General features: G+C 65.1%; 22 protein-coding genes and 1 other RNA gene. 12 read left to right on the top strand and 11 right to left on the bottom strand.

The window, feature by feature from the left end; all coding sequences use genetic code 11:
• Positions 1 to 14 precede the first annotated feature (14 nt).
• A complete protein-coding gene (locus tag JWQ24_RS11080) occupies positions 15 to 1,373 on the top strand; it encodes an MFS transporter (protein WP_299807562.1) in 1,359 nt (452 codons plus the stop codon).
• A 110-nt stretch (positions 1,374 to 1,483) separates the two neighbouring features.
• On the opposite strand, the gene JWQ24_RS11075 is transcribed toward JWQ24_RS11080, so the two are convergent.
• The 5 genes from JWQ24_RS11075 to ffs all read right to left on the bottom strand — a co-directional run bounded on the left by JWQ24_RS11075 (position 1,484) and on the right by ffs (position 5,175).
• Entirely contained in the window at positions 1,484 to 1,801 is a 318-nt protein-coding gene (locus tag JWQ24_RS11075; RefSeq protein ID WP_299807569.1) for a hypothetical protein, read from the bottom strand.
• 236 nt (positions 1,802 to 2,037) lie between these two features.
• Positions 2,038 to 2,643, bottom strand: coding sequence for a recombination mediator RecR (gene recR / locus JWQ24_RS11070; RefSeq protein WP_299807560.1), 606 nt, complete (start codon positions 2,641 to 2,643; stop codon positions 2,038 to 2,040).
• A gap of 1 nt (position 2,644) precedes the next feature.
• The gene (locus JWQ24_RS11065) at positions 2,645 to 2,965 is read right to left on the bottom strand and encodes a YbaB/EbfC family nucleoid-associated protein (protein ID WP_299807558.1); all 321 of its coding nucleotides are present in this window, start codon (positions 2,963 to 2,965) and stop codon (positions 2,645 to 2,647) included.
• 29 nt (positions 2,966 to 2,994) lie between these two features.
• Positions 2,995 to 4,860, bottom strand: a complete 1,866-nt coding sequence (locus JWQ24_RS11060) for a DNA polymerase III subunit gamma/tau (RefSeq protein ID WP_299807556.1) — start codon at positions 4,858 to 4,860, stop codon at positions 2,995 to 2,997.
• A 218-nt stretch (positions 4,861 to 5,078) separates the two neighbouring features.
• An RNA gene (gene ffs / locus JWQ24_RS11055) (signal recognition particle sRNA small type) lies at positions 5,079 to 5,175 on the bottom strand.
• Between the two features lie 94 nt (positions 5,176 to 5,269).
• On the opposite strand from ffs, the gene JWQ24_RS11050 reads away from it, so the two are divergent.
• From JWQ24_RS11050 to JWQ24_RS11030, 5 genes are all read left to right on the top strand, one after another.
• Positions 5,270 to 5,650: a DUF1232 domain-containing protein gene (locus JWQ24_RS11050; RefSeq protein ID WP_299807554.1), complete on the top strand. Its 381-nt coding sequence runs from the start codon at positions 5,270 to 5,272 to the stop codon at positions 5,648 to 5,650.
• 73 nt (positions 5,651 to 5,723) lie between these two features.
• On the top strand, positions 5,724 to 6,146 hold the full coding sequence (locus tag JWQ24_RS11045) for an HIT family protein (RefSeq protein WP_299807552.1): 423 nt from the start codon (positions 5,724 to 5,726) through the stop codon (positions 6,144 to 6,146).
• A 4-nt stretch (positions 6,147 to 6,150) separates the two neighbouring features.
• Positions 6,151 to 7,086, top strand: coding sequence for an NAD(+) diphosphatase (gene nudC / locus JWQ24_RS11040; protein ID WP_299807550.1), 936 nt, complete (start codon positions 6,151 to 6,153; stop codon positions 7,084 to 7,086).
• Between the two features lie 20 nt (positions 7,087 to 7,106).
• Positions 7,107 to 8,015, top strand: a complete 909-nt coding sequence (locus JWQ24_RS11035; RefSeq protein WP_299807548.1) for a sugar kinase — start codon at positions 7,107 to 7,109, stop codon at positions 8,013 to 8,015.
• 99 nt (positions 8,016 to 8,114) lie between these two features.
• Positions 8,115 to 8,624, top strand: coding sequence for an Lrp/AsnC family transcriptional regulator (locus JWQ24_RS11030; RefSeq protein WP_299807546.1), 510 nt, complete (start codon positions 8,115 to 8,117; stop codon positions 8,622 to 8,624).
• A 209-nt stretch (positions 8,625 to 8,833) separates the two neighbouring features.
• Here JWQ24_RS11030 and JWQ24_RS11025 read toward each other — a convergent pair whose 3' ends face one another.
• The 3 genes from JWQ24_RS11025 to hrpB all read right to left on the bottom strand — a co-directional run bounded on the left by JWQ24_RS11025 (position 8,834) and on the right by hrpB (position 13,790).
• Positions 8,834 to 10,333 (bottom strand): phosphomannomutase/phosphoglucomutase, encoded by a 1,500-nt coding sequence (locus tag JWQ24_RS11025; RefSeq protein ID WP_299807544.1) that lies wholly within the window; start codon positions 10,331 to 10,333, stop codon positions 8,834 to 8,836.
• Positions 10,334 to 10,460: 127 nt separating this feature from the next.
• Positions 10,461 to 10,979 carry a TIGR02281 family clan AA aspartic protease gene (locus tag JWQ24_RS11020; protein WP_299807542.1) on the bottom strand — a complete coding sequence of 173 codons (519 nt, stop codon included), beginning with the start codon at positions 10,977 to 10,979 and terminating at the stop codon, positions 10,461 to 10,463.
• A gap of 309 nt (positions 10,980 to 11,288) precedes the next feature.
• Positions 11,289 to 13,790, bottom strand: coding sequence for an ATP-dependent helicase HrpB (gene hrpB, locus JWQ24_RS11015; protein ID WP_299807540.1), 2,502 nt, complete (start codon positions 13,788 to 13,790; stop codon positions 11,289 to 11,291).
• Positions 13,791 to 13,968: 178 nt separating this feature from the next.
• On the opposite strand from hrpB, the gene JWQ24_RS11010 reads away from it, so the two are divergent.
• On the top strand, positions 13,969 to 15,060 hold the full coding sequence (locus JWQ24_RS11010; RefSeq protein ID WP_299807538.1) for an acyltransferase family protein: 1,092 nt from the start codon (positions 13,969 to 13,971) through the stop codon (positions 15,058 to 15,060).
• Between the two features lie 11 nt (positions 15,061 to 15,071).
• On the opposite strand, the gene JWQ24_RS11005 is transcribed toward JWQ24_RS11010, so the two are convergent.
• The gene (locus JWQ24_RS11005) at positions 15,072 to 16,043 is read right to left on the bottom strand and encodes a quinone oxidoreductase (RefSeq protein WP_299807536.1); all 972 of its coding nucleotides are present in this window, start codon (positions 16,041 to 16,043) and stop codon (positions 15,072 to 15,074) included.
• Positions 16,044 to 16,137: 94 nt separating this feature from the next.
• On the opposite strand from JWQ24_RS11005, the gene JWQ24_RS11000 reads away from it, so the two are divergent.
• A complete protein-coding gene (locus tag JWQ24_RS11000) occupies positions 16,138 to 16,995 on the top strand; it encodes a LysR family transcriptional regulator (protein WP_299807534.1) in 858 nt (285 codons plus the stop codon).
• Between the two features lie 25 nt (positions 16,996 to 17,020).
• Here JWQ24_RS11000 and JWQ24_RS10995 read toward each other — a convergent pair whose 3' ends face one another.
• The gene (locus tag JWQ24_RS10995) at positions 17,021 to 17,623 is read right to left on the bottom strand and encodes a hypothetical protein (protein WP_299807532.1); all 603 of its coding nucleotides are present in this window, start codon (positions 17,621 to 17,623) and stop codon (positions 17,021 to 17,023) included.
• A 237-nt stretch (positions 17,624 to 17,860) separates the two neighbouring features.
• Between JWQ24_RS10995 and polA the strand changes: the two genes are divergently transcribed.
• Both polA and JWQ24_RS10985 read left to right on the top strand, forming a co-directional pair.
• The gene (polA, locus tag JWQ24_RS10990; protein ID WP_299807530.1) at positions 17,861 to 20,899 is read left to right on the top strand and encodes a DNA polymerase I; all 3,039 of its coding nucleotides are present in this window, start codon (positions 17,861 to 17,863) and stop codon (positions 20,897 to 20,899) included.
• 177 nt (positions 20,900 to 21,076) lie between these two features.
• Entirely contained in the window at positions 21,077 to 21,712 is a 636-nt protein-coding gene (locus JWQ24_RS10985) for a LysE family translocator (RefSeq protein WP_299807528.1), read from the top strand.
• 148 nt (positions 21,713 to 21,860) lie between these two features.
• On the opposite strand, the gene JWQ24_RS10980 is transcribed toward JWQ24_RS10985, so the two are convergent.
• A complete protein-coding gene (locus tag JWQ24_RS10980; protein ID WP_299807526.1) occupies positions 21,861 to 22,487 on the bottom strand; it encodes a glutathione S-transferase N-terminal domain-containing protein in 627 nt (208 codons plus the stop codon).
• 146 nt (positions 22,488 to 22,633) lie between these two features.
• Here JWQ24_RS10980 and pyrE point away from each other — a divergent pair, with 146 nt between their 5' ends.
• Together pyrE and JWQ24_RS10970 are read left to right on the top strand one after the other, a co-directional pair.
• A complete protein-coding gene (pyrE, locus tag JWQ24_RS10975; RefSeq protein WP_299807524.1) occupies positions 22,634 to 23,197 on the top strand; it encodes an orotate phosphoribosyltransferase in 564 nt (187 codons plus the stop codon).
• A gap of 112 nt (positions 23,198 to 23,309) precedes the next feature.
• Complete coding sequence (locus tag JWQ24_RS10970) at positions 23,310 to 24,674, top strand: sodium:proton antiporter (RefSeq protein ID WP_299807567.1); 1,365 nt, start codon at positions 23,310 to 23,312, stop codon at positions 24,672 to 24,674.
• The last annotated feature ends 26 nt before the right edge of the window (positions 24,675 to 24,700 follow it).

The raw sequence follows: 24,700 nt of genomic DNA, 5'->3' as shown, positions 1-24,700 counted from the left end.
GCTAGCACTGCGGCATGACCAGCGCTCCCGACGCCCCGATCATCCCGAAACCCCGCGCGTCTTGGCGCGAGGGCTGGGCGGTGTATCTGCAACGTCGCGTGCTGATCGTGCTGCTGCTCGGCTTTTCCTCCGGCCTGCCGTTGGCGCTGTCGGGTTCGACGCTGCTGGTCTGGATGCGCGAAGCCGGCGTCAATCTCGGCACCATCGGCCTGTTCGCACTGGTCGGCACACCCTACACCCTGAAGTTCCTTTGGGCGCCGCTGGTCGATGCGCTGCACATCCCCTGGCTGACCCATAAACTCGGCAGACGGCGCGGCTGGCTGGTGTTTGCGCAAGCGCTGCTGATCGTCGCAATCCTGCTGCTGGCGCTGGCCGACCCGGCGCGCTCCCCGGGCTATGTCGCAGTCGGCGCGCTGCTGGTCGCCGCGGCGTCGGCGACGCAGGACATCGTGGTCGATGCCTTTCGTGTCGAAAGCCTGCCGGAGAGCGAGCAGGCCGCCGGCATGGCGTCTTACGTCGCGGCCTACCGGATCGGCATGCTGGTCTCCACTGCCGGCGTGCTGTTTCTGGTCAGTGCCTTCGAGAGCACCGGGCTGGCGCGCTCCAACGCCTGGATGTGGGGCTATGTTGCGATGGCCGTAATGGTGCTGCTCGGCACCGTCACGGCCTTGGCCGCGACGGAGCCGGAAGCGTCTGCGGTGGCCGAAGCGGCGACGCGTGGCGAGAGTGCGTTCCGGCGCGTGGTGAAGGCCGCGGTCGGCGCGTTCTCGGAGTTTCTGGCGCGCAAGGACGCCTGGGCGGCGCTGGCATTCGTCGTCTTGTTCAAGTTCACCGATGCGTTTTCCGGCACGATGACCGCGCCGTTCGTGATCGACGTCGGCTTCACCCGCAACGACTATGCCGCCATCGTGAAGGGTGTGGGTCTCGCCGCGACCTTGATCGGCGGCTTCGCCGGCGGCTTTGTCGCGCGGCGTTATTCGCTGGCGGCAAGTCTGTGGATCGGCGCCATCCTGCAGGCGCTGTCCAATCTGGCGTTCGCGTGGCTGGCGCTGATCGGCGTCAACCAGTGGGCGCTGGCGCTGGCGATCACGGTGGAGAATTTCACAGGTGCGATAGGCACCGTGATCTTCGTCGCGTACCTCTCGGCGCTGTGCAAAAATCCGCTGCATACCGCCACGCAATACGCGCTTCTCACCGCGCTGGCGGCTGTCGGACGGACGTATCTGTCAGCAGGGGCGGGCTACGTGGCGCAGGCGACGGGGTGGCCGATGTTCTTCGTCATCAGCATGCTGGTGGCGCTGCCGAGTCTGGTGCTGCTGCTGTGGCTGCAGCGCCGCGGGCATTTCGAGACGCTGGGTAACGTTCGGGTTTAAACTCACTTGTCGTCACCCGGCTTGACCGGGTGACCCAGTACACACCGGCCTGAGTGTACTGGATCGCCCGGTCGAGCCGGGCGATGACAGTTGAGTACGTGGCCGGGCCTTCAGTTCGGCTTCGTCACCACGCTCCACTTCGTCACCAGCGCTTCGCTCATCTGCCCGGCCTGTTCGGCACAGGCGACTTCGGTGACTTTCAGCGACACATCCTTGCCGATCAGCTTCTTCAACTGCGTGGCCTGCGCGTCATCGGCGGCGACGATCTCGAAGGTCTCGGGGCCGGTCTCCAGGTTGCAAAGGCCGGCGGGGCTCGGCAGCCGGCGTGGTTCGCTGACGAGCTGGAACGTAGCGGTTCGCTTGCCCTTCGGCGCGCGGACGCGCAGCGCGTTGAGCTTGCCGCTCAGCACGTCGCCGAGCTTCATCATCTTCGGAGCTGCCGCTGGTGTGGCAGCCGGCGCGGCTGGCGTCTGCGCATGGGCCGCGGGGACGAACGACAGGGCCAGTAAAACGCCGCAGGACAGGTTCAGGAAATCGGATCGCGTCATTACTTGTCTTCCATAGTCTAGTGCGTCTTCGAGCGAAGTGGATACCGGTTCGCGTTAAGAAAGCGCTTTGAAACAAAAGCTGGAGCCTTCATTCCGACGGGATCGGAATGGCGGCTCTAGAACAGCGTCCGCTGTCGCATCGCGGCGGACAGCGTGCCTTCGTCGAGATAGTCCAGCTCACCGCCGACCGGCACGCCATGCGCCAGCCGCGTCACCTTGACGCCGGCCTCCGTCAGGAGGTCGGTGATGTAATGCGCCGTGGTCTGGCCATCGACCGTGGCGTTCAGCGCCAGGATGATTTCGGTGACCTCGGCGGCGTGCGCGCGCGTCACCAGCGCATCGATCGTGAGATCGTCGGGGCCGACGCCATCGAGCGGCGACAGTGTGGCGCCGAGCACGTGATAGCGGCCGGTGGTGGCAGTGGCGCGTTCCAGCGCCCACAGATCGGATACGTCGGCGACGACCACGATGATTGAGGGATCGCGGCGCGGGTCGGTGCAGATCGTGCAGGGATTATGGGTGTCGATGTTGCCGCAGGTCTTGCAGACCTCGATCTTGTCCATCGCCACCTGCAACGCACCGGCAAGCGGCGCCATCAAGGCCTCGCGCTTCTTGATCAGATGCAGCGCCGCGCGCCGCGCCGAGCGCGGGCCAAGCCCCGGCAGCCGCGCCAGCAACTGGATCAGTTTTTCGATTTCCGGACCGGCGACGCCAGTAGCCATCTCAGGTAAGGCCCAGTCCCGGCGGCAGGCCCATGCCGCCGGTCAGCGACTGCATCTTCTCCGCCATCGCGGCCTCGGCCTTGCGGCGGGCATCGCCCAGCGCGGTTACCAGTAGATCTTCGAGAATGTCGACTTCGTCGGCCTTCACCAGCGACGGGTCGATCTTCACGCCTTTGACTTCCATCTTCGCGGTCATGCGGATGGCGACGAGACCGCCGCCGGACAGGCCTTCGACCTCGACGTGTTCGAGCTCGTCCTGCATCGCCTTCATCTTCGACTGCAGCTGGGCCGCCTGTTTCATCATGCCGAGAAAATCAGCCATGCGTGTTTCCTTGCGTTGTCCGTCGATGTCTATTGATCGTCGTCGCTGTCGATCGCGTCGGTCGAGTCTTCGCCGGTGAGGTCGGCATCGTTATCGCCTGATCCCGGCACTTCGGGGGCGAGCCGGCGGACTTCAACCACCTCGGCGCCGGGAAAACGCGCCAGCACCTCCTGCACGCGCGGATCGGCCACGGCGGCCTGCTTGCGCTCGTTCTTCTCCTGGTCGAGCTGCGAGCGCAGCGTCGGCTGGCTCTCGGCGTTGGAAACGATCACGCTCCAGCGCCTGTTGGTCCATTGCTCCAGCTTGCGCGACAGATCGTTGATCAGCGTGCGCGACGCGGTGCGCTCCATCGCCAGTTCAAGCCGGCCGTCCTCGATCTTGATCAGCCGGACGTCGCCTTCCAGCGCCGTTCGCAGCAACAGGTCACGGTTGGCGCCGGCCAGCGCCACCAGTTCAGGAAAGGTCGAAATTGTCAGCACCACGGGCGCCTGTGCCACCACCGGCGCGCTCATCTGCGGGCGCGGCGACATCTCGGCGCCACCGCGCTGCATCGACGCGCGCGGGGAGGACGCCTGCATCGACGACGCCGTCGAGGAGGGGGACGATGCCCCGCCGCTACCACCACCGCCGTTGGAGCCGATCATCGGGGCGGAGCCGCCGCCGTTCTGGCCGATCATCCGGATGGCTTCGTCGGGCGTCGGCAGGTCGGCGACATAGGCGATCCGCACCAGCACCATTTCGGCGGCGGCGGCAGGACGCGTCGCGCCCTGCACTTCGGTGATGCCCTTAAGCAGCATCTGCCACATCCGCGACAGCACCCGCATCGAGAGCTTGGACGCGAAATCGCGCGCGCGCAGCCGCTCAGTCTCGCCGAACGAGACATTGTCGGCGGTGGCCGGGACGATCTTCACGCGGGTGACGAAATTGACGAATTCGGCAAGGTCCGACAGCACCACGATCGGATCGGCGCCGACGTCGTATTGTTCGCGGAATTCGGCGAAGGCGCTGGCGATGTCGCCGCGCGCCAGCGAATCGAACAGGTCGATGACGCGCGTGCGATCAGCCAGGCCGAGCATCTGGCGAACCGCGTCGGCGCGCACGGTGCCGGCGGCGTGGGCAATCGCCTGGTCGAACAGCGACAGCGAATCGCGCACCGAGCCTTCGGCGGCGCGCGCGATGATCCCCAGCGCTTCCGGCTCGACCTCGACGTTCTCTTTGCCGGCGATATTCGACAGGTGCTTCATCAGCACGTCGGCATCGACGCGGCGCAGGTCGAAGCGCTGGCAGCGCGACAGCACCGTCACCGGCACCTTGCGGATTTCGGTGGTGGCGAACACGAATTTGGCGTGTTCCGGCGGCTCCTCCAGCGTCTTCAGGAAGGCGTTGAACGCCGCCGTCGACAGCATGTGGACTTCGTCGATGATGTAGACCTTGTAGCGCGCACTCGATGGCGCATAGCGCACGCTGTCGTTGATCTGGCGGACGTCATCGACGCCGGTGTGCGAGGCCGCGTCCATTTCCAGCACGTCGATGTGACGACTTTCCATGATCGACTGGCAGTGCACGCCCAGGCCGGGCATGTGGATGGTCGGGCCCTTGATGGAGTCGTCGGCGAGCTCGTAATTCAGCGCCCGCGCCAGGATTCGCGCGGTCGTCGTCTTGCCGACGCCGCGAACGCCGGTGAGGATCCAGGCCTGCGGAATGCGGCCGGTCTCGAAGGCGTTGGAAACGGTGCGGACCAGCGCATCCTGGCCGATCAGGTCGTCGAAGCTGGACGGCCGGTATTTGCGCGCGAGAACGCGGTAGGGCTTGCCGACGGCGGGCGGCCCGCCGAGGCCAAAGCCGCTCTGCTGCGTGTCGTCGGTGGGCGTTACGGGCAAGCCGGCGTCGGTCATCGGTCAATCCGCAATGTGTTGTCTCAAGTGGCCGGATTGCGGAACAACGGGTGCATCCTCGGGCGGGACGGCAAGCCGGTCGCCGCCGAAAGTGCAAGCCTTACAAAATACAAACCTTACAAAGTGCAGGCCTTGGAAAGCGTAAGCCTTGGAAAGTGCAAACCTTAACGCGTTCATCTTCTGGTCGAGCAGAGCGCTGAATTTGCTCGACAAAGCAAGTAGGAGACTGACGAGCGACCCGATCCGGATCTCGTTAGGGCTGCTTCCTTCCGGACCTGACCCGATTGGCGAGTGGCTCGTCCACCGCCAATCTCCCGGTGCTTATTTGGGGCCAAAGCGAGCGGAAAGCAAGCGTGTCGCCTTGCAACAGACCTCGCTCCCGTTCAAATCCCGGCAGAGGTGAAAGTCCATGACGATACTCGCACGGGTCAGGCAATGGGCGTCGACAATCGTGCGCGATGTCGCCGCCTTGTGGCTCGCCGCACGAGACCCGCGCGTGCCCTGGTACGCCAAGGCGGTGGCGGCCTGCGTGGCCGCCTATGCGCTCAGCCCGATCGACCTCATTCCCGATTTCATCCCGGTGATCGGCTATCTCGACGATCTGCTGCTGGTGCCGCTAGGCATCCTGCTCGCGGTGCGGCTGGTTCCGCCGGAACTGATGGCGGAATTCCGCGCGACGGTGCGGGGCCGCCCGCCGGTCAGCCGGACCGGCGCGGTGATCATCGTGCTGCTCTGGATCGCCGGCGCGGCGTTCGCGGGGTGGATCGTGTGGTCGGCGCTCTCTCGCTGAGTCGGCATGGGCAATAGCCGTTTGCCGTCCCGGCAAAACCCTCTAGTCTCGGTCAACTTCATCCGGAATCCCCATGCCCCCTTCCTCGACCTGGACGCTGCACGCGCAGCTGCAAAAAGACACCATCGACATTGGCGACCTGCCGCTCAGCCGGGTGCTCGTGATCAAGGACGCCAATTACCCCTGGCTGATGCTGGTGCCGCGTCGCGCCGACACTGTTGAGATCATCGATCTCGACGAGGTCGAGCAGGGCCAGTTGATGACCGAAATCAACCGCGTCAGTCGCGCGCTGAAAGAGGTCACCAAATGTGACAAGCTCAATGTCGCCGCGCTGGGCAACATGGTGCCGCAACTGCACATCCACATCGTCGCGCGCCGCAAGACCGATGCGGCCTGGCCGCGGCCGGTGTGGGGCGTGATGCCGCCGCTCGCCCACGACGCTGCCGAAGTGCAGACCTTCATCAGCGAACTCCGCCGCAAGATCTGGCTTGGTTGATCCCATGACACCCAACGAACTGTTTCCGCTGGACCATCCGGCGTTCATCTCGCACCAGCTCGACCGCGCCGCGCATCTGCGCTTCAGCGACGAGAAGCTGTTCGCGCTCGAAGGCAAGAGCGACAGCCGCGCTTATGTGGTGCACCGCGATTCGCTGGTGATGAAGCAGGACGCCGCCGGTCCGCGTGCGCTGCTGACGATCGCCGAAGCGCTGAAGGCCGGCGCGAATCCCGGCACCATCTTTCTCGGCCTGCGCGACGGCGCTGCGGTGTTCGGCATGGGCATCGGCGCGGCCGCGGTCGAGGCGCTGCTGACGCGCGCCGACTATGTGTTCTCCGAACTGCGCGGCATGGCGATGCAGGGCGTGGTGCCGCCGGACCAGCTCTCGGCGATCGCGATGGCGAAATCGCTGGTGTCCTGGCATCAGCGTCACGGTTTCTGCGCCAATTGCGGTATCCGCACCGCGATGGCCGAAGGCGGCTGGAAGCGCGTCTGCCCCGGCTGCAAAACCGAGCATTTTCCGCGCACCGATCCGGTCGCGATCATGCTGGTGGAGAAGGGCGACAAGTGCCTGCTCGGCCGCCAGAAGCAGTTTCCGCCGGGGATGTATTCGTGCCTCGCCGGCTTCGTCGAGGCCGCCGAGACCATCGAGGACGCGGTGCGCCGCGAGATTTTCGAGGAAGCCGGCATTCGCTGCACCGACGTCAAATATTACATGACGCAGCCCTGGCCCTATCCGTCATCCCTGATGATCGGCTGCTCGGCACGCGCTACCACAGATACGATTGCGATCGATCACATGGAACTTGAAGACGCCCGGTGGTTTGACCGGGATGAGGCGACCTTGATGCTGAAGCGCGAACACCCCGACGGGCTCGCCGGACCGCATCCGTTTGCCATCGCACATCATCTGCTTGGCCGCTGGTTGCAGCCTGGCTGAGACCATATCGGGGAAACGCCATGAGCTCGAAGAAGAATATCCTGTGCATCGGCATGCCGGTGCGCGATCTCACTTTCGGCGTGCAGGCGGTGCCCGGCCGCGGCCAGAAATTCCACGCCGACCGTTTCGCGCAGATCTGCGGCGGTAATGCGCTGAATGCGGCGATCGGCATCAGCCGGCTCGGCGGCCACGCCGCCCTGACCGGCCCGATGGGCGACGCCGCGGAGAGCTCCAGCCAGTATCTGTTCGACGATCTTGCGAAGGAAGGCATCGACACCACGCATCTGGTGCATATGCCCGGGCTGGTGACGCCGATCTCGGGGATCATGATGGACCCCTCCGGCGAGCGCACCATCATCTCGTTTCGCGATCCCGAATTGTGGAAGGTGAAGCTGCCGCACGCCGATCTGTTGCTCGAGAATTGCGACGCGATCCTGATCGAGAGCCGCTGCGCCGGCTTCGCCACCGATCTCTGTGCCGAAGCGCGCCGCCGCGGCATTCCGGTGGTGGTCGATATCGACAGTGCGATGTCGCTGAGCGAGGGCCTGCTCAGCGTGTCGTCGCACCTCATCTTTTCCGACGAAGCCTTGCAGGCCACCGCGGGGATCACCGATGACGCCGCGGCCCTGCGCAAAATGGCGAAGCTGACGTCGTCGTTCCTCGCCGTCACGCTCGGCCCGAAGGGCACGCTGTGGCTCGACGAAAAGCACGAGCTGCAGCGCACGCCGGCCTTTCCGGTCCACACCGTGGACACGCTCGGCGCCGGCGATATCTTCCACGGCGCCTTCGCGCTGGAATTCGCCGGCGGCAGCTCCATCCCCGACGCGCTGCGCTTCGCCTCCGCCGCGGCAGCGCTGAAATGCACCCGTTACGGCGGCGCCTTTGCCTGCCCGCAACGCGCTGAAGTGGAAGAGCTTTTGGCCAAATGAAGCCATTCGATTCGGGACGGGCGACCGGTCAGGGTTGATTTGGAAGAATTTTCTATATATGAGGTTTGTCGTCCTCATAATTAGAACAAAGTTCTCTCCATGACCGATCTCGCTACCCAAGCCCCAGAATCCAGCCGCCGCCTCGACGCCATCGACCGCAAGATATTGATGGTGCTGCAGGAAGACGCCTCGCTCTCGGTCGCCGAAATCGGCGATCGGGTCGGGCTGTCCTCGACGCCGTGCTGGAAGCGGATCCAGCGGCTGGAAGCCGACGGCGTGATCCTGCGCCGGGTGGCGCTGGTCGATCAGAACAAGATCGGGCTCGGCCTGTCGGTGTTCGTCTCGGTAGAGAGCGGCGACCATTCCGACGTCTGGCTGAAGAAATTTGCCGACGCTGTCAGCGCGATGCCCGAGGTAATGGAATTCTACCGCATGGCCGGCGATGTCGACTACATGCTGCGCGTCGTCGTCGCCGACATGCAGAGCTACGACATCTTCTACAAGAAGCTGATCGCGGCTGTGGCGCTGAAGAACGTGACGTCGCGCTTTGCGATGGAGAAAATCAAGTCGGTGACGGCGCTGCCCGTGCCGCCGATGCCGGCGGCGTAATTCTGATCTTCCCTCTCCCCCAGCAAAGCGAAGCTTTGCGGCGTGGGAGAGGGTGGCTTCGCGAAGCGAAGACGGGTGAGGGGGCGCTACAAACTCCAGAGCCCGGAACCCCCTCATCCGACGCGGACGGAGCCTGTCATCGGGCGGCGCCTTGCGCCGACCCGTTGGTCCGCGCCACCTTCTCCCACAAGGGGAGAAGGAAGAGTCGCTCAAATCGTCTGGTTATACGCGCCGACTTCCGGATGCGTCCGCAGCACCACGTTCATCGCTTCGAACATGTCGTGCATGCGTGCCTCCGACACCGGGCTCTCGACCACCACCACCAGTTCCGGCTTGTTGGAGGATGCCCGCACCAGGCCCCAGCTGCCGTCGGCACAGGTGACGCGCACGCCGTTGACGGTGACGAGATCGCGGATCGCTTGTCCGGCGACCTGCTCGCCGTTCTTCTGCGCGGTTTCGAAATGCGCAACCACCTGTGCGACGACGCCGTATTTAGTCTCGTCCGCGCAATGCGGCGACATGGTCGGCGACGACCATGTCTTCGGCAGCGCGTCCTTGAGGTCGGCCATCGTCTTGTCCGGCGCGCGGTCGAGCATCTCGCAGATCGCAATGGCTGACACCAGACCATCGTCATAGCCGCGGCCGACCGGTGGGTTGAAGAAGAAGTGGCCGGATTTCTCGAAGCCCGCCAGCGCCTTCAATTCGTTGGTGCGGCGCTTCATGTAGGAGTGACCGGTTTTCCAGTAGGTGGTCCTGGCGCCCTGTGCCTGCAGCACGGGGTCCGTCACAAAAAGCCCGGTCGACTTCACGTCGACTACGAAGGTCGCGTCCTTGATCACCGCCGACATGTCACGCGCCAGCATCACGCCGACCTTGTCGGCGAAGATCTCTTCGCCGGTGTTGTCGACCACGCCGCAGCGGTCGCCGTCGCCGTCGAAGCCGAGCCCGACATCGGCCTTGTGTTCGAGCACGGCATCGCGGATCGCGTGCAGCATCTCCATGTCTTCCGGGTTCGGATTGTACTTCGGGAAGGTGTGATCGAGCTCGACATCGAGCGGGATCACCTCGCAGCCGATCGCTTCCATCACCTGAGGCGCAAACGCGCCAGCGGTGCCGTTGCCGCAGGCAACAACGACCTTGAGCTTGCGCTTCAGCTTCGGACGGTTGGTGAGGTCGGCAATGTAGCGCGCCGGATAGTTCTCATGGAATTGATAGGAACCGCCGGGCTTGTTGTTGAACTCGGCATTGAGCACGATTTCCTTCAGCCGTTTCATCTCGTCGGGGCCGAAGGTCATCGGTCGGTTGATGCCCATCTTGACACCGGTCCAGCCATTGTCGTTATGCGACGCCGTGACCATCGCGACGCAGGGCACGTCGAGGTCGAACTGCGCGAAATAGGCCATCGGCGTTACCGCGAGGCCAATGTCGTGCACCTTGCAGCCCGACGCCATCAGGCCGGTCATCAGCGCGTATTTGATCGAGGCCGAATAACCGCGGAAATCGTGACCGGTGACGATCTCCTGCTTCTGGCCGAGTTCGGCGATCAGCGCACCGAGCCCCATGCCCAGCGCCTGAATGCCCATCAGGTTGATTTCCTTGCCGAACAGCCACCGCGCGTCATATTCGCGAAAACCGGTCGCCTTCACCATCGGTTCGGATTCGTAGGCGTAGGTGTTGGGGACCAGTAAGGGCTTCGGCTTCGGAAACATCGGTGGCCTCGCTAATGGTGGGCAGGTGCCAAGCCATAGCGAAAGCAGACGGCGCTGGGAAGGCGAGCGCGTGTCATCCGTGCGGTATCGAACCGATTCAGGCGCGCAGCTTCAATCCGGGCGGTGGTTACTGTTCCAGCACCATCTTGCCATTGGCATATTCGAAACGCTTCAGCCGCGACAGGAACGACAGGCCGAGCAGGTTCTCCGACAGCGCCTCGTCGGGCAGCACCATCGCTTCGACGTCGCGCACGACGAGGCCGCCGATATCGACCATCGCCAGCTTTGTCCGCGCCGCCTTGATGGTGCCGTTCGCCGTCGAGACATTCGTCTTGTAGTCGGCGGGCGTCGGCCGCAACCCGAACCGCGCCGCGGACTTCTCGTTCAGCGCGATCACGGAGGCGCCGGTATCGACCATGAAGCCGATGCGCTGGCCATCGATACGGCCTTCGGTCTGGAAATGGCCGCGGGAGTCGCCGGCAATGCTGAGGCTGCGGCCGATGGCTTGCGGACTGTCCTGCCGCGCGGTCGCCAATGAAACGGTCTTCGCCGCCGCCGGCGAGACGGTGGTCATTCGGTCGGCGACCTGCGCCATCACGGTGCCCAATCCGATCAGGATCGCTGCAAAGAACATGATGCTACGCATACGCCAACCCCACTGATCGCCGCTTAAGGGAAGCGCGATCTCACCACACATGAGCGGAGCCGTCCGTTCCGGACGAAACCCGCCCCTGCTATTTTGGCGAAAAGGATGAGCACCGGGTTAATGGGGAGGCGAATTACGATCTCGTGCCCCGGACGCGATGCGATGCGCTCCCGCAAACTCAGGTGTCATCCGCCGCGAAAGCGGAGGATCCAGTACGCGGCGGCGTCGCGATTTCATCACCGGAACCGGCGTTTACCGGGTCGCCCGTTTTCGCGGGCGATGACAGTCTGCATGTGACGGCCCGTTTCCTCACGTTCCCCGCGGCTTGACGCGCCGCGTCGGCAACGCGCTGGCGGGATCTTCCGGCCAGGGATGGCGCGGATAGCGGCCGCGCAAGTCGGAGCGCACATCCTGATAGGAGCCACGCCAGAAGCCGGGCAGGTCGCGCGTCACCTGTACCGGACGATGCGCCGGCGACAGCAATTCCAGCACCAGCGGCACCGCGCCGCGGGCGACCGAGGGATGTCGGTTGAGTCCGAACAATTCCTGCAGCCGAACCGCGATGGTCGGGCCCTGTTCGGCCTCGTAGTCGATGGCCAGTTGGGTGCCGGTCGGCGCCTCGAAATGCGTCGGCGCTTCTTTGTCGAGCCGGGCGCGGCTCTCCCACGGCAACAGCGCCATCAGCGCATCCGACATGTCGCCGGAGGAAAACTCCTTCAGCGCCAGCTTGTCGTACAGCGCCGGCATCAGCCAGTCCTGCCGGCTGGCGGCCAATGCCGCGTCGGACAGGTCCGGCCAGCTATCGCCCTCCGCCGCGCGCAAAAACATCACCCGGCCGCGCCATTGCTGCAGCGGCTTCGACCACGGCAGCCGTTCGATGCCGGCGGCGACCAGCCCGTCGGCGAGGATCGGTGCGGTCTCGGTGGAGGCGGCAAGCGCGAACGGCGCTTCCGACAGCGTGATCGCGTGCAGCGTGCGCTTGCGCCGGCCGCGCAGCGCCATCGCGGCGCGGTCGAACGAGATTTCGTCAACCGCCGCGATCTGGTCGGCGAAACGCGTTTCGATATCGGCCTGCGCGATCGGCGCGGCCAGCAGGATACGGCCGTTGGCGGCGGTGCCTGTCAGTTCGGCCACCGCGATATAGGGCGCGCGCGCCAGCGCCTGTGCCTGGTCGATCGACGCGCCGCGGCCATTGGCCAGCACGAACGAGCCCTTGCCGCGATTTCTGGCGACACGGTCGGGGAAGGCGAGCGCTAGCATGACGCCGGTGGTGAGTTCGACGTCACTGGAGAGGGCGCCACGGGCTTCGGCGTTCGTGGCTTTCTCCGTCGCCGCCACCTGCGAGGCCCAGCGCGTTGCCAATTGACGGGCGCTCTGCGCCCGCTGCGAGCGGTCGCGGCGGAATTGGTCGAGGCGGTGGTCGAGATCGACGCTGTCGCCGCCCAATCCGCGCTCGGTGAGAACAGCGGCGATATCGGCGGCGTCCTCGCCCGCGCCCAGCCGGTGCGAATCCACGATCATCCGGGCCAGCCGCGGCGGCAGCGCCAGCGCGCGCAGGCTTTGCCCTTCCGACGTGATGCGGCCATCGGCATCCAGCGCGCCGAGTTCGCGCAACAGAGTGCGCGCTTCCTTCAGCGCCGGGGCCGGCGGTGCGTCGAGGAACGCCAGTTGCGTGGGATCGCTGACGCCCCATTGCGCGAGATCGAGCATCAGCGACGTCAGATCGGCGCTGAGAATTTCCGGCTGTGTGTAGGCCGGCAGCGACGCCGTCTGCGGTTCGTCCCACAGCCGGTAGCAGATGCCGGGCTCGGTGCGCCCGGCGCGGCCGCGGCGCTGGTCGACGGCGGCGCGCGACGCACGCACGGTTTCCAGTCGCGTCAGCCCGATATCCGGCTCGTAGCGCGGCACGCGGGCGAGGCCGCAATCCACCACGATGCGGACGCCCTCGATGGTCAGCGAGGTTTCGGCGATCGAGGTCGCCAGCACCACCTTGCGCTGTCCCGTGGGCGCGGGCTGGATCGCGCGGTCCTGTACGGCGGCATCGAGCGCGCCGAACAGCGGCACGATCTCGATCGCGGCGTCATGGATACGCTCGCTGAGAAAAGTGTGGGTGCGGCGGATTTCGGCGGCGCCCGGCAGGAACGCCAGCACCGAGCCGGGATCGGCGCGCAGCGCAGTGGCGATGGCGTCGGCCATCTGCCGCTCGATCTGGGCATCGGCCTTGCGGCCGAGATAGCGCGTCTCGACCGGGAAGGCGCGGCCCTGGCTTTCGATCACCGGCGCGTCACCGAGCAATCTGGCGATGCGCGCGCCGTCGATGGTCGCGGACATCACGAGAATGCGCAGATCCTCGCGCAGCCCCACCTGCGCGTCGCGCGCCAGCGCCAGCCCCATGTCGGCATCAAGCGAGCGCTCGTGGAACTCATCGAACAAAACCGCGGCGACGCCGGTCAGTTCGGGATCGTCGAGGATCTGCCGCGAAAAGATGCCCTCGGTGACCACCTCGATGCGGGTATTGCGCGAGATTTTTGAGCCGAAGCGGACGCGGTAGCCGACGGTTTCACCGACGCGTTCGCCCAGCGTCTTCGCCATCCGCTCGGCGCTGGCGCGGGCGGCGATCCGCCGCGGCTCCAGCATGATGATCTTCCTGCCCTTCAACCAGGGCGCATCGAGCAGCGCCAGCGGCACCCGCGTGGTCTTGCCGGCGCCCGGCGGCGCCACCAGCACGGCGGCGTTGCTGGTCGCCATCGCCTGCGCGATGTCGTCGAGCACCGCGTCGATGGGAAGGGGCGTATCGAAGGAGCGGGTCAATGGTTAACGCTTTCTCGGTGTTGCCCGCGTCTTAGCGCAGGCCCCGCCGCAGGGCAAAAGCGCACCTTGTTCATCACAATCCCACGAGGATGCCGGATTCCGTGGTCGCGGAAAGGCCGTATAAACTGTTCGCCCGGATGATGTCGCCAACAGGTTGGGCGGGCGACAAGGGACACTCATGACCACCAGCGGCACCTATGCCGTCGCCGATCAGGCTGCTTTGTCGGGGACGCCGGAGATCACATCGCCTGAGCGGATCGACTGGGTCGATTATGCCAAGGGGATCTGCATCGTCATGGTGGTGATGATGCATTCGGTGCTGGGCGTCGAGCTCGCCGCCGGTCGGACCGGCTTCATGCATGCGTTGGTGGCCTTCGCCAAGCCGTTCCGGATGCCGGACTTCTTCCTGCTCTCCGGCCTGTTCCTGGCGGTCGTGATCGACCGCGACTGGCGCACCTATCTCGACCGCAAGGTGGTGCACTTCGTCTATTTCTACGTGCTGTGGGTGACCATCCAGTTCGCCTTCAAGGCGCCCGGCCTCGCCGCCGAGCATGGCGGCTGGGCCTATGTCGCAGCCCTCTATCTGGAATCCTACATCGAGCCGTTCGGCACGCTGTGGTTCATCTACATGCTGCCGGTGTTCTTCATGCTGACCAAGGCGCTGCGCACGGCCGGCATTCCGCCGTGGCTGGTCTGGAGCGTCGCCGCGGCACTGGAAATGGCGCACGTCGCCACCGGCTGGACCATGATCGACGAGTTCTGTTCGCGCTTCGTGTATTTCTATTCCGGCTATTTGTTCGCCGCGCGCGTGTTCGTGCTGTCGGACCGCGCCCGCGCCAAGCCGGCATGGGCGCTGGCCGGGCTTTCCGGCTGGGCGCTGGTCAATGCGGCTCTGGTCTATGACGGCTGCAGCGAATGGCCGGTGATCTCGCTGGCGCTGGGCTTTGCCGGCGCGGTGGCGATCATCGTCATCGGCACGCTGCTGGCGAAAATGCAGTGGCTGGCGTTCCTGCGGTTCTGCGGCGCGCATTCCATCGTCATCTACCTCGCCTTCTTTCTGCCGATGGCCACCGCGCGGACGCTGCTGCTGAAATTCGCCCCGTTCGACCTCGGCACCATTTCGCTACTCGTCACCCTCGCCGGCATCCTCGGCGCGCTGGTGATCTGGCGGCTGGCTTTAATGCTGCGGGCGAACTTTCTGTTCGAGCGCCCGCAGATGTTCTGGATCGCGCCGAAGCGGAAACCGGCGCGGCTGCAGCCGGCGGAGTAGCCGGCACAGCGTCACGGCACCAGATAGAGCGAACCGCTGGTCCGCCCGGCCTCGAGATCGGACTGCGCCCGGGCTGCCTCATCGAGCGGATAAGCGGTCCCGCTGGCCTGCAGCACGCCGTCCGATAGCGCCGCCAGCACCGCCGCCGCGCCGCGGTGATAGTCTTCGACGTTGTTCATGTAGGCCATTACGCTCGGCCGTCCCAGCAGGATGCTGCGCCGTGGTCCGAGTTCGTTGATATCGATCAACGGGATCGGTCCGGCGGCCTGGCCGAAGCTCGCCACCACGCCGAACGGCCGCACGCAGCCGAGCGTCTTGGCCAGCGTCGTCCCGCCGACGCCGTCATAGGCGACATCGACGCCGCGTCCGTCGGTAAGCATCGCCACCTCGCGGGCGAAGTCGGCGTCGCGGCCGACGATGACATGCTGCGCACCGGCGTCGCGCGCGGACGCGGCCTTGGCGTCCGAACCGACCGTGCCGATCACGGTGGCGCCGAGATGTCGCGCCCAGCGCGTCAGCAATTGCCCCAGACCGCCGGCCGCGCTGTGTACCAGCATCGTGGTGCCGGCATCGACCGGATAGATCCGCGTCAGCAGCATGTAGGCCGTGAGGCCCTTGAGCAGCGCTGAAGCGACGGTCGTATCGGCGAGATCGCCGGGCAATTTGACCGCTCGCCACCCCGGCAGATTGCGCTCGGAGGCGTAGGCACCCACAGGAGCGCCGGCATAGCCGATCCGGTCGCCGGTCTGCACCGAGGTGACATTTGCGCCGGTAGCCGTGACTTCCCCGACAGCCTCGGCGCCGAGAACAGCGTCTGCGGTCAGCGGAAACATGCCCATGCGATGATAAATATCGAGGAAGTTGATGCCGATTGCGGTTTGCCGGATTCGGATGTCATCAGGGCCGGGCGGCGGCAACTCGACAGTCACGCGTTCGAGCTGCTCGACGCCGCCGGGGGCCTTGAGGCGAATGATGGTCGTCATGGGTGATCTCCTTGAAATCGGTGTCACCCCTTTGCCGTCGCCTGGAGATATGCAAAATTCCCCAATACTGCATCTTCATTGTGAGATTTTGCCCATGCCCGATTGGGAAAACCTGCGCCATTTCGTGACGCTGGCGCGCGAAGGGTCGCTGTCCGCCGCGGCCCGCGTGCTGCGCGTCGATCACGCCACCGTGGCGCGCCGCGTTGCGGCGCTGGAAAATGAGACCGGGATGAAGCTGGTCGACCGCCGGGCGCGCAGCTACGCGTTGACCGAGATCGGGCGACGCGTAGCTGCGACGGCGGCACCGATGGAAGACGCGGCGTTCGCTGTGGAACGTGCGGCGCTGGCGGCGAAACCCGGCTTGCGCGGCGAGATCACGATCAGTTCGGGGCCCTCGCTCACCAATGCGCTGATCGCGCCGCAGCTGTTTCGGCTCCGCCAGCGCCATCCCGGCATCCGCCTCACGCTGCTCGGGGAAACCCGCGCGGCGTCGCTGAACCGGCGCGAGGCCGATATCGCGGTGCGCCTGAGCCGCCCGATCGAACCCGGCCTGATCGCGCGCAAGGTCGGCCATTTCGGCTTCAGCCTGTATGGCTCGCCGCAATATCTGAAAGACACGCCGCCATCGGCCTTTGAATTCGTCGCCTATGACCGCAGCATGGACGACTCGCCGCAACAGAAATGGCTGAAGGCGATCCTTGCCGGCCGCGCGATCGTGCTCCTGAGCAGTGACCTGGAGAACCAGGCCGCAGCCGCGCGCTGTGGCGTAGGTCTGGCGGTGCTGCCGCATTTCATCGGCGATGCCGATCCGCACCTGCAGCGCTGCGATGTCGATTCAGAGGCCGTCGGCCGCGACGTCTGGTTGGTCGTGCACCGCGATCTGCGCAGCGCGCCGGTGGTGCGCGCGGTGATGGAATTCCTCAGCGACTGCCTGAAAGACCTGCGGGGCTGAATCGATGGCCACAGCCGCGCTGCGTTCACATCGCGCTCGGCTTGCCGTCATCCAGCTTCACGCCGTCCTTCAGATCAGCCATCCTTTTGCGAAATCCCTCAGCGTCGCCGAAATCGGCGAAGCCGACATAATGCGGATGCGGGCCGAGCATGCGGCGGGCATGCTTGATCGGGCACCAGTAGATCTCGGTACGCGCGGTCACCTCGCGCACGAAAGCGGCGACGCCGTTGCAATAGGAGCAATAGGCGCAGTTCACCTTCTCGATGATGTTGAGATAGGCGAGGTGGTGGCGATCGAAAACGAGATAGTCCCGCCGCCGCACTTTCGGGATGCCGTAGACGGGAAAACAGATCGCCTGATAGGCCATCACCATCAGGTCGACCAGCACGAACGGGACGATCAGCGAATAGATCACCGGCGCGGTCAGCACGATTAGCGGGTGGGCATTGAAAAGATATTTCGACGCCTTGATCCTAATGGCCCGCTGCAGCGCCTCGATGTCGTGCTCGAATACGATCTTCCGTTTCTCGAAATGAAACCGCAGCTCCTCGCGCCGCCGCGCCAGTTCGGTCTCGATCTCGGCCTCCACGGCCTTCATCTTTTCCATCAAGAGATCGAGCTGAGGCATAAGCATTCCCTTTCGTGTCCGGCGCAGGGGCTCATGGAACAGCCGCGGGCGCAAGAACCAGCTGTCGCCGCCCGGCTTGACCGGGCAACCCGGTCTACGCCTGCCGGCGTGTACTGGACCGCCTGCTTTCGCCGGCGACGACAGCAGAGAATGGGGGGGGGGGCGCTGTCGAAAAGCCAGGCGGCGGCAACGGCAATGGGGGTGTCATTCCCGGCCAACAATCTCTAAATTGCGGCCATGCCGAACACATCAGATCAGACCGCCGCCGCCACCACCCCTGCCAGCGTTCCCGGCAAGGGCGACCATGTCTTTCTGGTCGACGGCTCCGGCTATATTTTCCGCGCCTATCACGCGCTGCCGCCGCTCAGCCGTAAATCTGACGGGCTGCAGGTCAATGCCGTGCTCGGCTTCTGCAACATGCTGTGGAAGCTGCTGCGCGACATGCCGCCGGACAACCGGCCGACGCATCTGGCGGTTATCTTCGACAAGTCCGAGAAGACCTTTCGCAGCGACCTTTACCCGCTCTACAAGGCGCAGCGGCCGCCGGCGCCCGATGATCTGATCCCGCAATTCGCACTGATCCGCGACGCAGTGCGCGCCTTCGATCTGCCGAGCATCGAGCAGAGCGGGTTCGAGGCCGACGACCTGATCGCCACCTATGTGCGGCAGGCCTGCGAGCGCGGCGCCACCGCGACCATCGTGTCGTCCGACAAGGACCTGATGCAGCTCGTGACCGATTGCGTCACGATGTACGACACCATGAAGGACCGCCGGCTGGGGATCGCCGAGGTGATCGAGAAATTCGGCGTGCCGCCGAACAAGGTGGTCGAGGTGCAGGCGCTGGCCGGCGACAGCGTCGACAACGTGCCCGGCGTGCCCGGCATCGGCATCAAGACCGCCGCGCAACTGATCAATGAATATGGCGATCTGGAAACGCTGCTCGCGCGCGCCGGCGAGATCAAGCAGCCGAAGCGGCGGGAGTCGCTGATCGAGCACGCCGACAAGGCGCGGATCTCGCGGCAGCTGGTGCTGCTCGACGATCGCGTCGCGCTCGACGTGCCGCTGGATGACTTGGCGGTGCATGAGCCGGATGCGCGAAAACTGATCGCGTTCCTGAAGGCGATGGAGTTCTCTACGCTGACGCGGCGCGTCGCGGAATATTCGCAGATTGATCCCGCCGATGTGGAAGCCGAAGGTGGCGTGGCCGGCGCGCCGCGCGGCGGGGCTTCTGCGCCGTCCACCCCCGCCACATCGGACGATCTTTTCGGCTCTCCCTCCTCCCTGCCGCTTCCTCGCAAGGGGGCAGGGAGCGCCCCCAATGGCGGCGCCGTCAGCGCCCACACGACAGGGCAGGGCGACAAGACGCAGCTCACCGCAGTGGCTTTCGCCGCCGCCCGCGCCGCCGCCGCGCGAAAACTCACGGTCGATCGCGAGGCCTATAAGCCGGTGCGCACGCGCGCCGAACTCGACGGCTGGATCGCTCGGATTTTCGACGCCGGCCATGTCGCCTTCGAGGCCAAGGCTTCGTCGATCGATCCGATGCAGGCCGACCTCGTCGGCATCGCGCTGGCGCTGGGCCCGAATGACGGCTGCTACGTGCCGCTCAACCACAAGCAGTCCGGCGACGTCACCGGCCTGTTCGCGTCGGGACTGGAACCCGACCAGATCAAGGCATCCGACGCGCTGGAAGCGCTGAAGCCGCTGCTGGAATCCGCGGGGCTGCTCAAGGTCGGTTTCAACATCAAGTTCACCTCCGTGCTGTTCGCGCAGCATGGCGTCACCATCCGCAACCATGACGACGTGCAGCTGATGTCCTATGCGCTCGATGCCGGGCGCAATGCGCATGGGCTCGACGCGCTGGCGGAGATCTGGCTCGGCCACAAGATGCTGAGCTACGGCGAAGTGATCGGCTCCGGCAAGGCCAAGCTCGCGTTCGATCAGGTGCCGATCGATCGCGCCACCGCTTACGCCGCCGAAGACGCCGACGTGCTGCTGCGGTTGTGGCGCGTGCTCAAGCCGCGGCTGGCGGCCGAGCACATGACGACTGTTTACGAGACGCTGGAGCGTCCGCTGATTGCCGTGCTGGCGCGGATGGAGCGCCGCGGTATCTCGATCGACCGCCAGGTGCTGTCGAAGTTGTCGGCGGATTTTGCGCAGACCGCCGCCCGCATCGAAGGCGAAATCCGCGAGATCGCCGGCGAGGAAATCAACATCGGCAGCCCGAAGCAGCTCGGCGACATCCTGTTCGGCAAGATGGGCCTGCCCGGTGGCTCGAAGACCAAGACCGGCGCGTGGTCGACCTCCGCGCAGGTGCTCGATGAACTGGCCGAGCAGGGCCACGAATTCCCGCGAAAAATTCTCGACTGGCGGCAGGTCTCGAAATTGCGCTCGACCTATACCGACGCGCTGCCGAACTACGTGCATCCGCAGACCCACCGCGTTCACACCACCTACGCGCTGGCCGCGACGACCACGGGGCGGCTGTCGTCAAACGAGCCGAATTTGCAGAACATCCCGGTTCGTACCGAGGACGGTCGCAAAATTCGTCGCGCCTTTATCGCAGCTGATGGCCACAAGCTGGTATCGGCGGACTATTCGCAGATCGAGTTGCGGTTGCTGTCGGAAGTGGCCGACGTGCCGGCGCTGCGCACCGCGTTTCAGGAAGGCATCGACATTCATGCGATGACCGCGTCGGAAATGTTCGGCGTGCCGGTGAAAGACATGCCGGCCGACATTCGCCGCCGCGCCAAAGCGATCAACTTCGGTATCATCTACGGCATTTCGGCGTTCGGCCTCGCCAACCAGCTCAGCATTCCGCGCGAGGAAGCTGGCGCCTACATCAAGAAGTACTTCGAGCGCTTCCCGGGCATCCGCGCCTATATGGATGCGACGCGGGATTTTTGCCGGGCGCACGGCTATGTCGAAACGCTGTTCGGGCGGAAGTGTCACTACCCGGATATCAAGGCATCGAACGCCTCGGTCCGCGCCTTCAACGAACGCGCCGCGATCAACGCCCGCCTGCAGGGCACCGCCGCCGACATCATCCGCCGCGCGATGGTGCGGATGGAGGAGGCGCTCGCCGAGAAAAAGCTGTCGGCGAAGATGCTGCTGCAGGTGCACGACGAACTGATCTTCGAAGTCCCCGACGACGAGGTGGCGGCGACGCTGCCGGTGGTCCAGCAAACCATGCAGGACGCGCCGTTCCCGGCCGTGCTGCTGCACGTCCCGCTGCAGGTCGACGCGCGAGCGGCGAATAACTGGGAAGAGGCGCATTAAATTCTCAACGCGCAGTACGCCTCTTACCTCCCCGCAAGCGGGAGAGGGAGCCGCTGCCGCTGTAGATGCGCCGCGGATCAGCAATGAAATAATCGACCATCAGCGACGCATTTTACGAAATGGCGTCAAATCGCCGCGCGCGCTAAATAGAAAGCAGCTCCCGCCCGCGAGATCCTCATGCCCCACATCACCTCCCTCATCGGCTTCGCCCTCGTCTCGCTCGGCATGGTGCTGACCCCCGGCCCGAACATGATCTATCTGATCTCGCGCTCGATCACGCAGGGGCATCTGGCCGGGTTGATCTCGCTCGGCGGCGTCGCGCTGGGCTTTGTGTTCTACATGCTGTGCGCGGCCTTCGGCATCACCGCGCTGCTGCTCGCCGTACCCTATGCCTATGATGCGCTGCGGCTGTCGGGGGCGGCCTATCTCGGCTGGCTGGCGTGGCAGGCGCTGAAGCCCAATGGACGCTCGCCGTTTCAGGTGAAGAAGCTTGCTGTGGATGGTCCGCGCAAGTTGTTCGCGATGGGTTTTGTCACCAACCTGCTCAATCCGAAGATCGCGATGCTGTATCTGGCGTTGCTGCCGCAGTTCATCGATCCCGCGGTCGGCAGCGTGCTGACGCAGTCGCTGGCGCTGGGCGCGATCCAGATCGCCATCAGCGTCGGCGTCAATGCCGTCATCGCGATGGCCGCCGGATCGATCGCGCTGTTTCTCGGGGAGCGTCCGACCTGGCTGAAGCTGCAGCGCTGGCTGATGGGCACCGTGCTCGCCGGCCTCGCGGTGCGGATGGCGCTGGAGACGCGGCGGACGTAACGACGCGTGCCCCGGATGCGGCGCAATGCGCCGCATTTGCAGCGTGGTGCGCTGCTGATCCGGGGCCGTTACGAAACGCGGAGTTCGTGACGGTCCCGGACGCGCAGCGGCATGAAGGATGCCGCAGCGCGTCCGGGACACGACACTCTCAATCCAGCTTCACCGCAAACCCGCGCGACACGCCGGGCCGCGCCATCAACGTGTCGTACCAGCGCGCGACGTTGGGGAAATCCGCCAGCGCGACCTTGTGGCGCTCGTGGCGCCAGGCCCAGCCGAGGATCGCGAAATCGGCGACCGAGAGTTCGTCGGCGACGAATTCGTGGGTCGCCAGCCGCCGGTCCAGCACGCCGTAGAGGCGGCGGGTCTCGTCGGAGAAGCGCTTCAGGCCGTAGGCGCGATCAACCTCGTTCTCCAGCGCGATGAAATGGTGCACCTGGCCGGGCATCGGGCCAAAGCCGCCCATCTGCCACATCAGCCATTCCATCACCGGAATCCGCTTGGCCAGCGATGTCGGCAGGAATTTTCCGGTCTTTTCGCCGAGATAAAGCAGGATCGCGCCGGATTCGAACACGCTGACCGGCTTGCCGTCCGGGCCGTCGGGATCGACGATGGCGGGGATCTTGTTGTTCGGGCTGATCGCCAGGAATTCGGGCTTCATCTGCTCGCCCTTGCCGATATGCACCGGGAACACCTTGTACGGCAGCCCCATTTCCTCGAGTGCGACGGATATCTTGCGGCCGTTCGGCGTATTCCACGTGTGCAGTTCGATGGTCATGCAGCCTCCCCAGGGTTTTACGTCTGTACCATCGTCCGGGCAGCCGGCAAACCGGGGGAGCGCGGCTGTTGACGGCCACGCCTGCGCGCTGGAATGTCCGGGCCGCGACCGCTAGATTGCCGCCGATCCCAGCGAAAGAGAACACCTTGCCCAAATTAGCCGCCCGCGCCCGCCTGTTCGAAATCATCCATGCCCGCTCGTTCGGTTACGGCGAGATCACGCTGGCCTCGGGCCGCAAGAGCAATTTCTATTTCAACCTGAAGCCGACGATGTGCGACCCCGAGGGCGCCGCCTTGCTGGCGGAATTGACCTATGACGCGCTGCGCGAGGACAATCTCGATTACGTCGGCGGGCTGGAGATGGGCGCGGTGCCGCTGGCCGGCGCGATCGCGCAGTTGTCCTGGCTGAAGAACCATCCGATCGCCGCCTTCTTCGTTCGCAAGAAGCCGAAGGAGCACGGCGCGCGCCTCGCCGTCGAGGGGCTGGCGAAGGGTGAAACGCTGGAAGGCAAGCGCATCGTGATCGTCGAGGACGTCACCACCACCGGCGGCTCCGCGGTCAAGGCGCTGGAGGCGGTGCGTGAGGCAGGCGGCAATGTGGTGCTGGTCTACACGATGGTCGATCGCGACGAGGGCGCCGCCGAGACTTTCGCCAAGGCCGGCGTTGCGTTTCGCTCGCTTTACAAGGCCGGCGAATTTCTGAAAGGCTGATCCTTCCCGTTTGCGCCTGCGCCTGTTCGCGCAGGCCGCAATGAAAGGTCATGCCTTGGTTCGCTTCATCGTTCTTGCTGCCTGCACCCTGATCGTCACGCTTGCGCCCGATATGGCGCATGCTGCGCAAGGCGGCCTCGATGGCGCGAAGCTGTCGATGCTGTGGGCGTTGCCGTTCGCCGGCATCCTGCTCTGCATCGCTACCGGGCCGGTTCTCTATCACCATCTCTGGGAGCACCATTACGGCAAGTTCGCCGCGTTCTGGGCGGCGCTGGTGGTCATCCCGCTGTTTGTCTTTACCGATGCGACCACGGCGGTGCACACGCTCTCCCACACCGTGCTGCTCGAATACATGCCGTTCATCCTGCTGCTGCTGGCTTTGTTCACAGTGGCCGGTGGCATCTATGTCGAAGGCAATTTGCATGACAGCGTTTTCACCAACACCGCGCTGCTCGGCTTCGGCACGCTGATCGCCAGCGTGGTCGGCACCACCGGCGCCTCGATGATCCTGATCCGGCCGCTGATCCGCGCCAATGACGATCGCGACTACAATGTCCACGTCGTGGTGTTCTTCATCTTCCTGGTCTCCAATATCGGCGGCTCGCTGTCGCCGCTCGGCGATCCCCCGCTGTTCCTCGGCTTCCTCAAGGGCGTCGACTTCTTCTGGACCACCACACAACTGCTGCCTGACACGCTGTTCGCGGCGGGTATCGTGCTGGCGGTCTTCATGGTGCTGGATGTCTGGCTGCATCACCGCGAGGGCAACTTCCCGAAGAAGGCCGATCCGACGCCGGATGCGCCGCTGCATCTGCACGGCAAGATCAACCTGCTGTTGCTGGTCGTCGTCATCGGTGCGATCCTGACAAGCGCGAGCTGGAAGCCGGGTATTTCTTTCAACGTGCTCGGCACACCGCTCGCCTTGCAGGATCTGCTGCGTGACGTGATCTTCGTGCTGGTGACGTTTGCCTCGCTGTGGCTGACCCGATCAGAACACCGCAAGGCCAATGACTTCAAGTGGGGGCCGATCCAGGAAGTCGCGATCCTGTTCGCCGGCATCTTCGTCTGCATCGTGCCTGTGATGGCGATGCTGCAGGCCGGCGCGCAGGGCGCGTTCGCGCCGCTGGTGGCGCTGGTCAGCCATGCCGACGGCACGCCGAACAACATGGCCTATTTCTGGCTCACCGGCGGCCTGTCCTCGTTCCTCGACAATGCGCCGACCTACCTGGTGTTCTTCGAACTCGCCGGTGGAGACGCCAAAACGCTGATGACGACGGGGGCCGCCACCCTCGCTGCGATTTCTGCGGGCGCGGTGTTCATGGGCGCGAACACCTATATCGGCAACGCGCCGAACTTCATGGTCTACGCCATCGCCCGGGATGCCGGCGTGAAGATGCCGAGCTTCTTCGGCTACATCCTGTGGTCGGGCGCCGTGTTGATCCCGGTCTTCCTGCTCATGACATGGGTGTTTTTCATCTAGGCGGGACACAGGCGATCCGATCGCAC

The organism is Tardiphaga sp. (genome assembly GCF_028290495.1).
Classification (GTDB): Bacteria; Pseudomonadota; Alphaproteobacteria; order Rhizobiales; family Xanthobacteraceae; genus Tardiphaga.
The sequence above is the reverse complement of the archived record's forward strand: the minus strand, read 5'-3'. Positions and strand labels throughout refer to the sequence as shown.

Excerpts from the sequence above, each read along its gene's own strand:
- JWQ24_RS11035 (WP_299807548.1), top strand. The coding sequence starts at position 7,107 with ATGAGCTCGAAGAAGAATATCCTGTGCATCGGCATGCCGGTGCGCGAT.
- JWQ24_RS10995 (WP_299807532.1), bottom strand. The coding sequence starts at position 17,623 with ATGCCTCAGCTCGATCTCTTGATGGAAAAGATGAAGGCCGTGGAGGCC.
- JWQ24_RS11045 (WP_299807552.1), top strand. The coding sequence starts at position 5,724 with ATGCCCCCTTCCTCGACCTGGACGCTGCACGCGCAGCTGCAAAAAGAC.
- recR (WP_299807560.1), bottom strand. The coding sequence starts at position 2,643 with ATGGCTACTGGCGTCGCCGGTCCGGAAATCGAAAAACTGATCCAGTTG.
- JWQ24_RS11065 (WP_299807558.1), bottom strand. The coding sequence starts at position 2,965 with ATGGCTGATTTTCTCGGCATGATGAAACAGGCGGCCCAGCTGCAGTCG.
- JWQ24_RS11000 (WP_299807534.1), top strand. The coding sequence starts at position 16,138 with ATGCCCGATTGGGAAAACCTGCGCCATTTCGTGACGCTGGCGCGCGAA.
- nudC (WP_299807550.1), top strand. The coding sequence starts at position 6,151 with ATGACACCCAACGAACTGTTTCCGCTGGACCATCCGGCGTTCATCTCG.
- JWQ24_RS11030 (WP_299807546.1), top strand. The coding sequence starts at position 8,115 with ATGACCGATCTCGCTACCCAAGCCCCAGAATCCAGCCGCCGCCTCGAC.
- JWQ24_RS11060 (WP_299807556.1), bottom strand. The coding sequence starts at position 4,860 with ATGACCGACGCCGGCTTGCCCGTAACGCCCACCGACGACACGCAGCAG.
- JWQ24_RS11005 (WP_299807536.1), bottom strand. The coding sequence starts at position 16,043 with ATGACGACCATCATTCGCCTCAAGGCCCCCGGCGGCGTCGAGCAGCTC.
- JWQ24_RS11075 (WP_299807569.1), bottom strand. The coding sequence starts at position 1,801 with ATGATGAAGCTCGGCGACGTGCTGAGCGGCAAGCTCAACGCGCTGCGC.
- JWQ24_RS10980 (WP_299807526.1), bottom strand. The coding sequence starts at position 22,487 with ATGACCATCGAACTGCACACGTGGAATACGCCGAACGGCCGCAAGATA.
- JWQ24_RS11080 (WP_299807562.1), top strand. The coding sequence starts at position 15 with ATGACCAGCGCTCCCGACGCCCCGATCATCCCGAAACCCCGCGCGTCT.
- JWQ24_RS11010 (WP_299807538.1), top strand. The coding sequence starts at position 13,969 with ATGACCACCAGCGGCACCTATGCCGTCGCCGATCAGGCTGCTTTGTCG.
- JWQ24_RS11025 (WP_299807544.1), bottom strand. The coding sequence starts at position 10,333 with ATGTTTCCGAAGCCGAAGCCCTTACTGGTCCCCAACACCTACGCCTAC.
- JWQ24_RS10985 (WP_299807528.1), top strand. The coding sequence starts at position 21,077 with ATGCCCCACATCACCTCCCTCATCGGCTTCGCCCTCGTCTCGCTCGGC.
- JWQ24_RS11020 (WP_299807542.1), bottom strand. The coding sequence starts at position 10,979 with ATGCGTAGCATCATGTTCTTTGCAGCGATCCTGATCGGATTGGGCACC.
- polA (WP_299807530.1), top strand. The coding sequence starts at position 17,861 with ATGCCGAACACATCAGATCAGACCGCCGCCGCCACCACCCCTGCCAGC.
- JWQ24_RS10970 (WP_299807567.1), top strand. The coding sequence starts at position 23,310 with ATGGCGCATGCTGCGCAAGGCGGCCTCGATGGCGCGAAGCTGTCGATG.
- JWQ24_RS11050 (WP_299807554.1), top strand. The coding sequence starts at position 5,270 with ATGACGATACTCGCACGGGTCAGGCAATGGGCGTCGACAATCGTGCGC.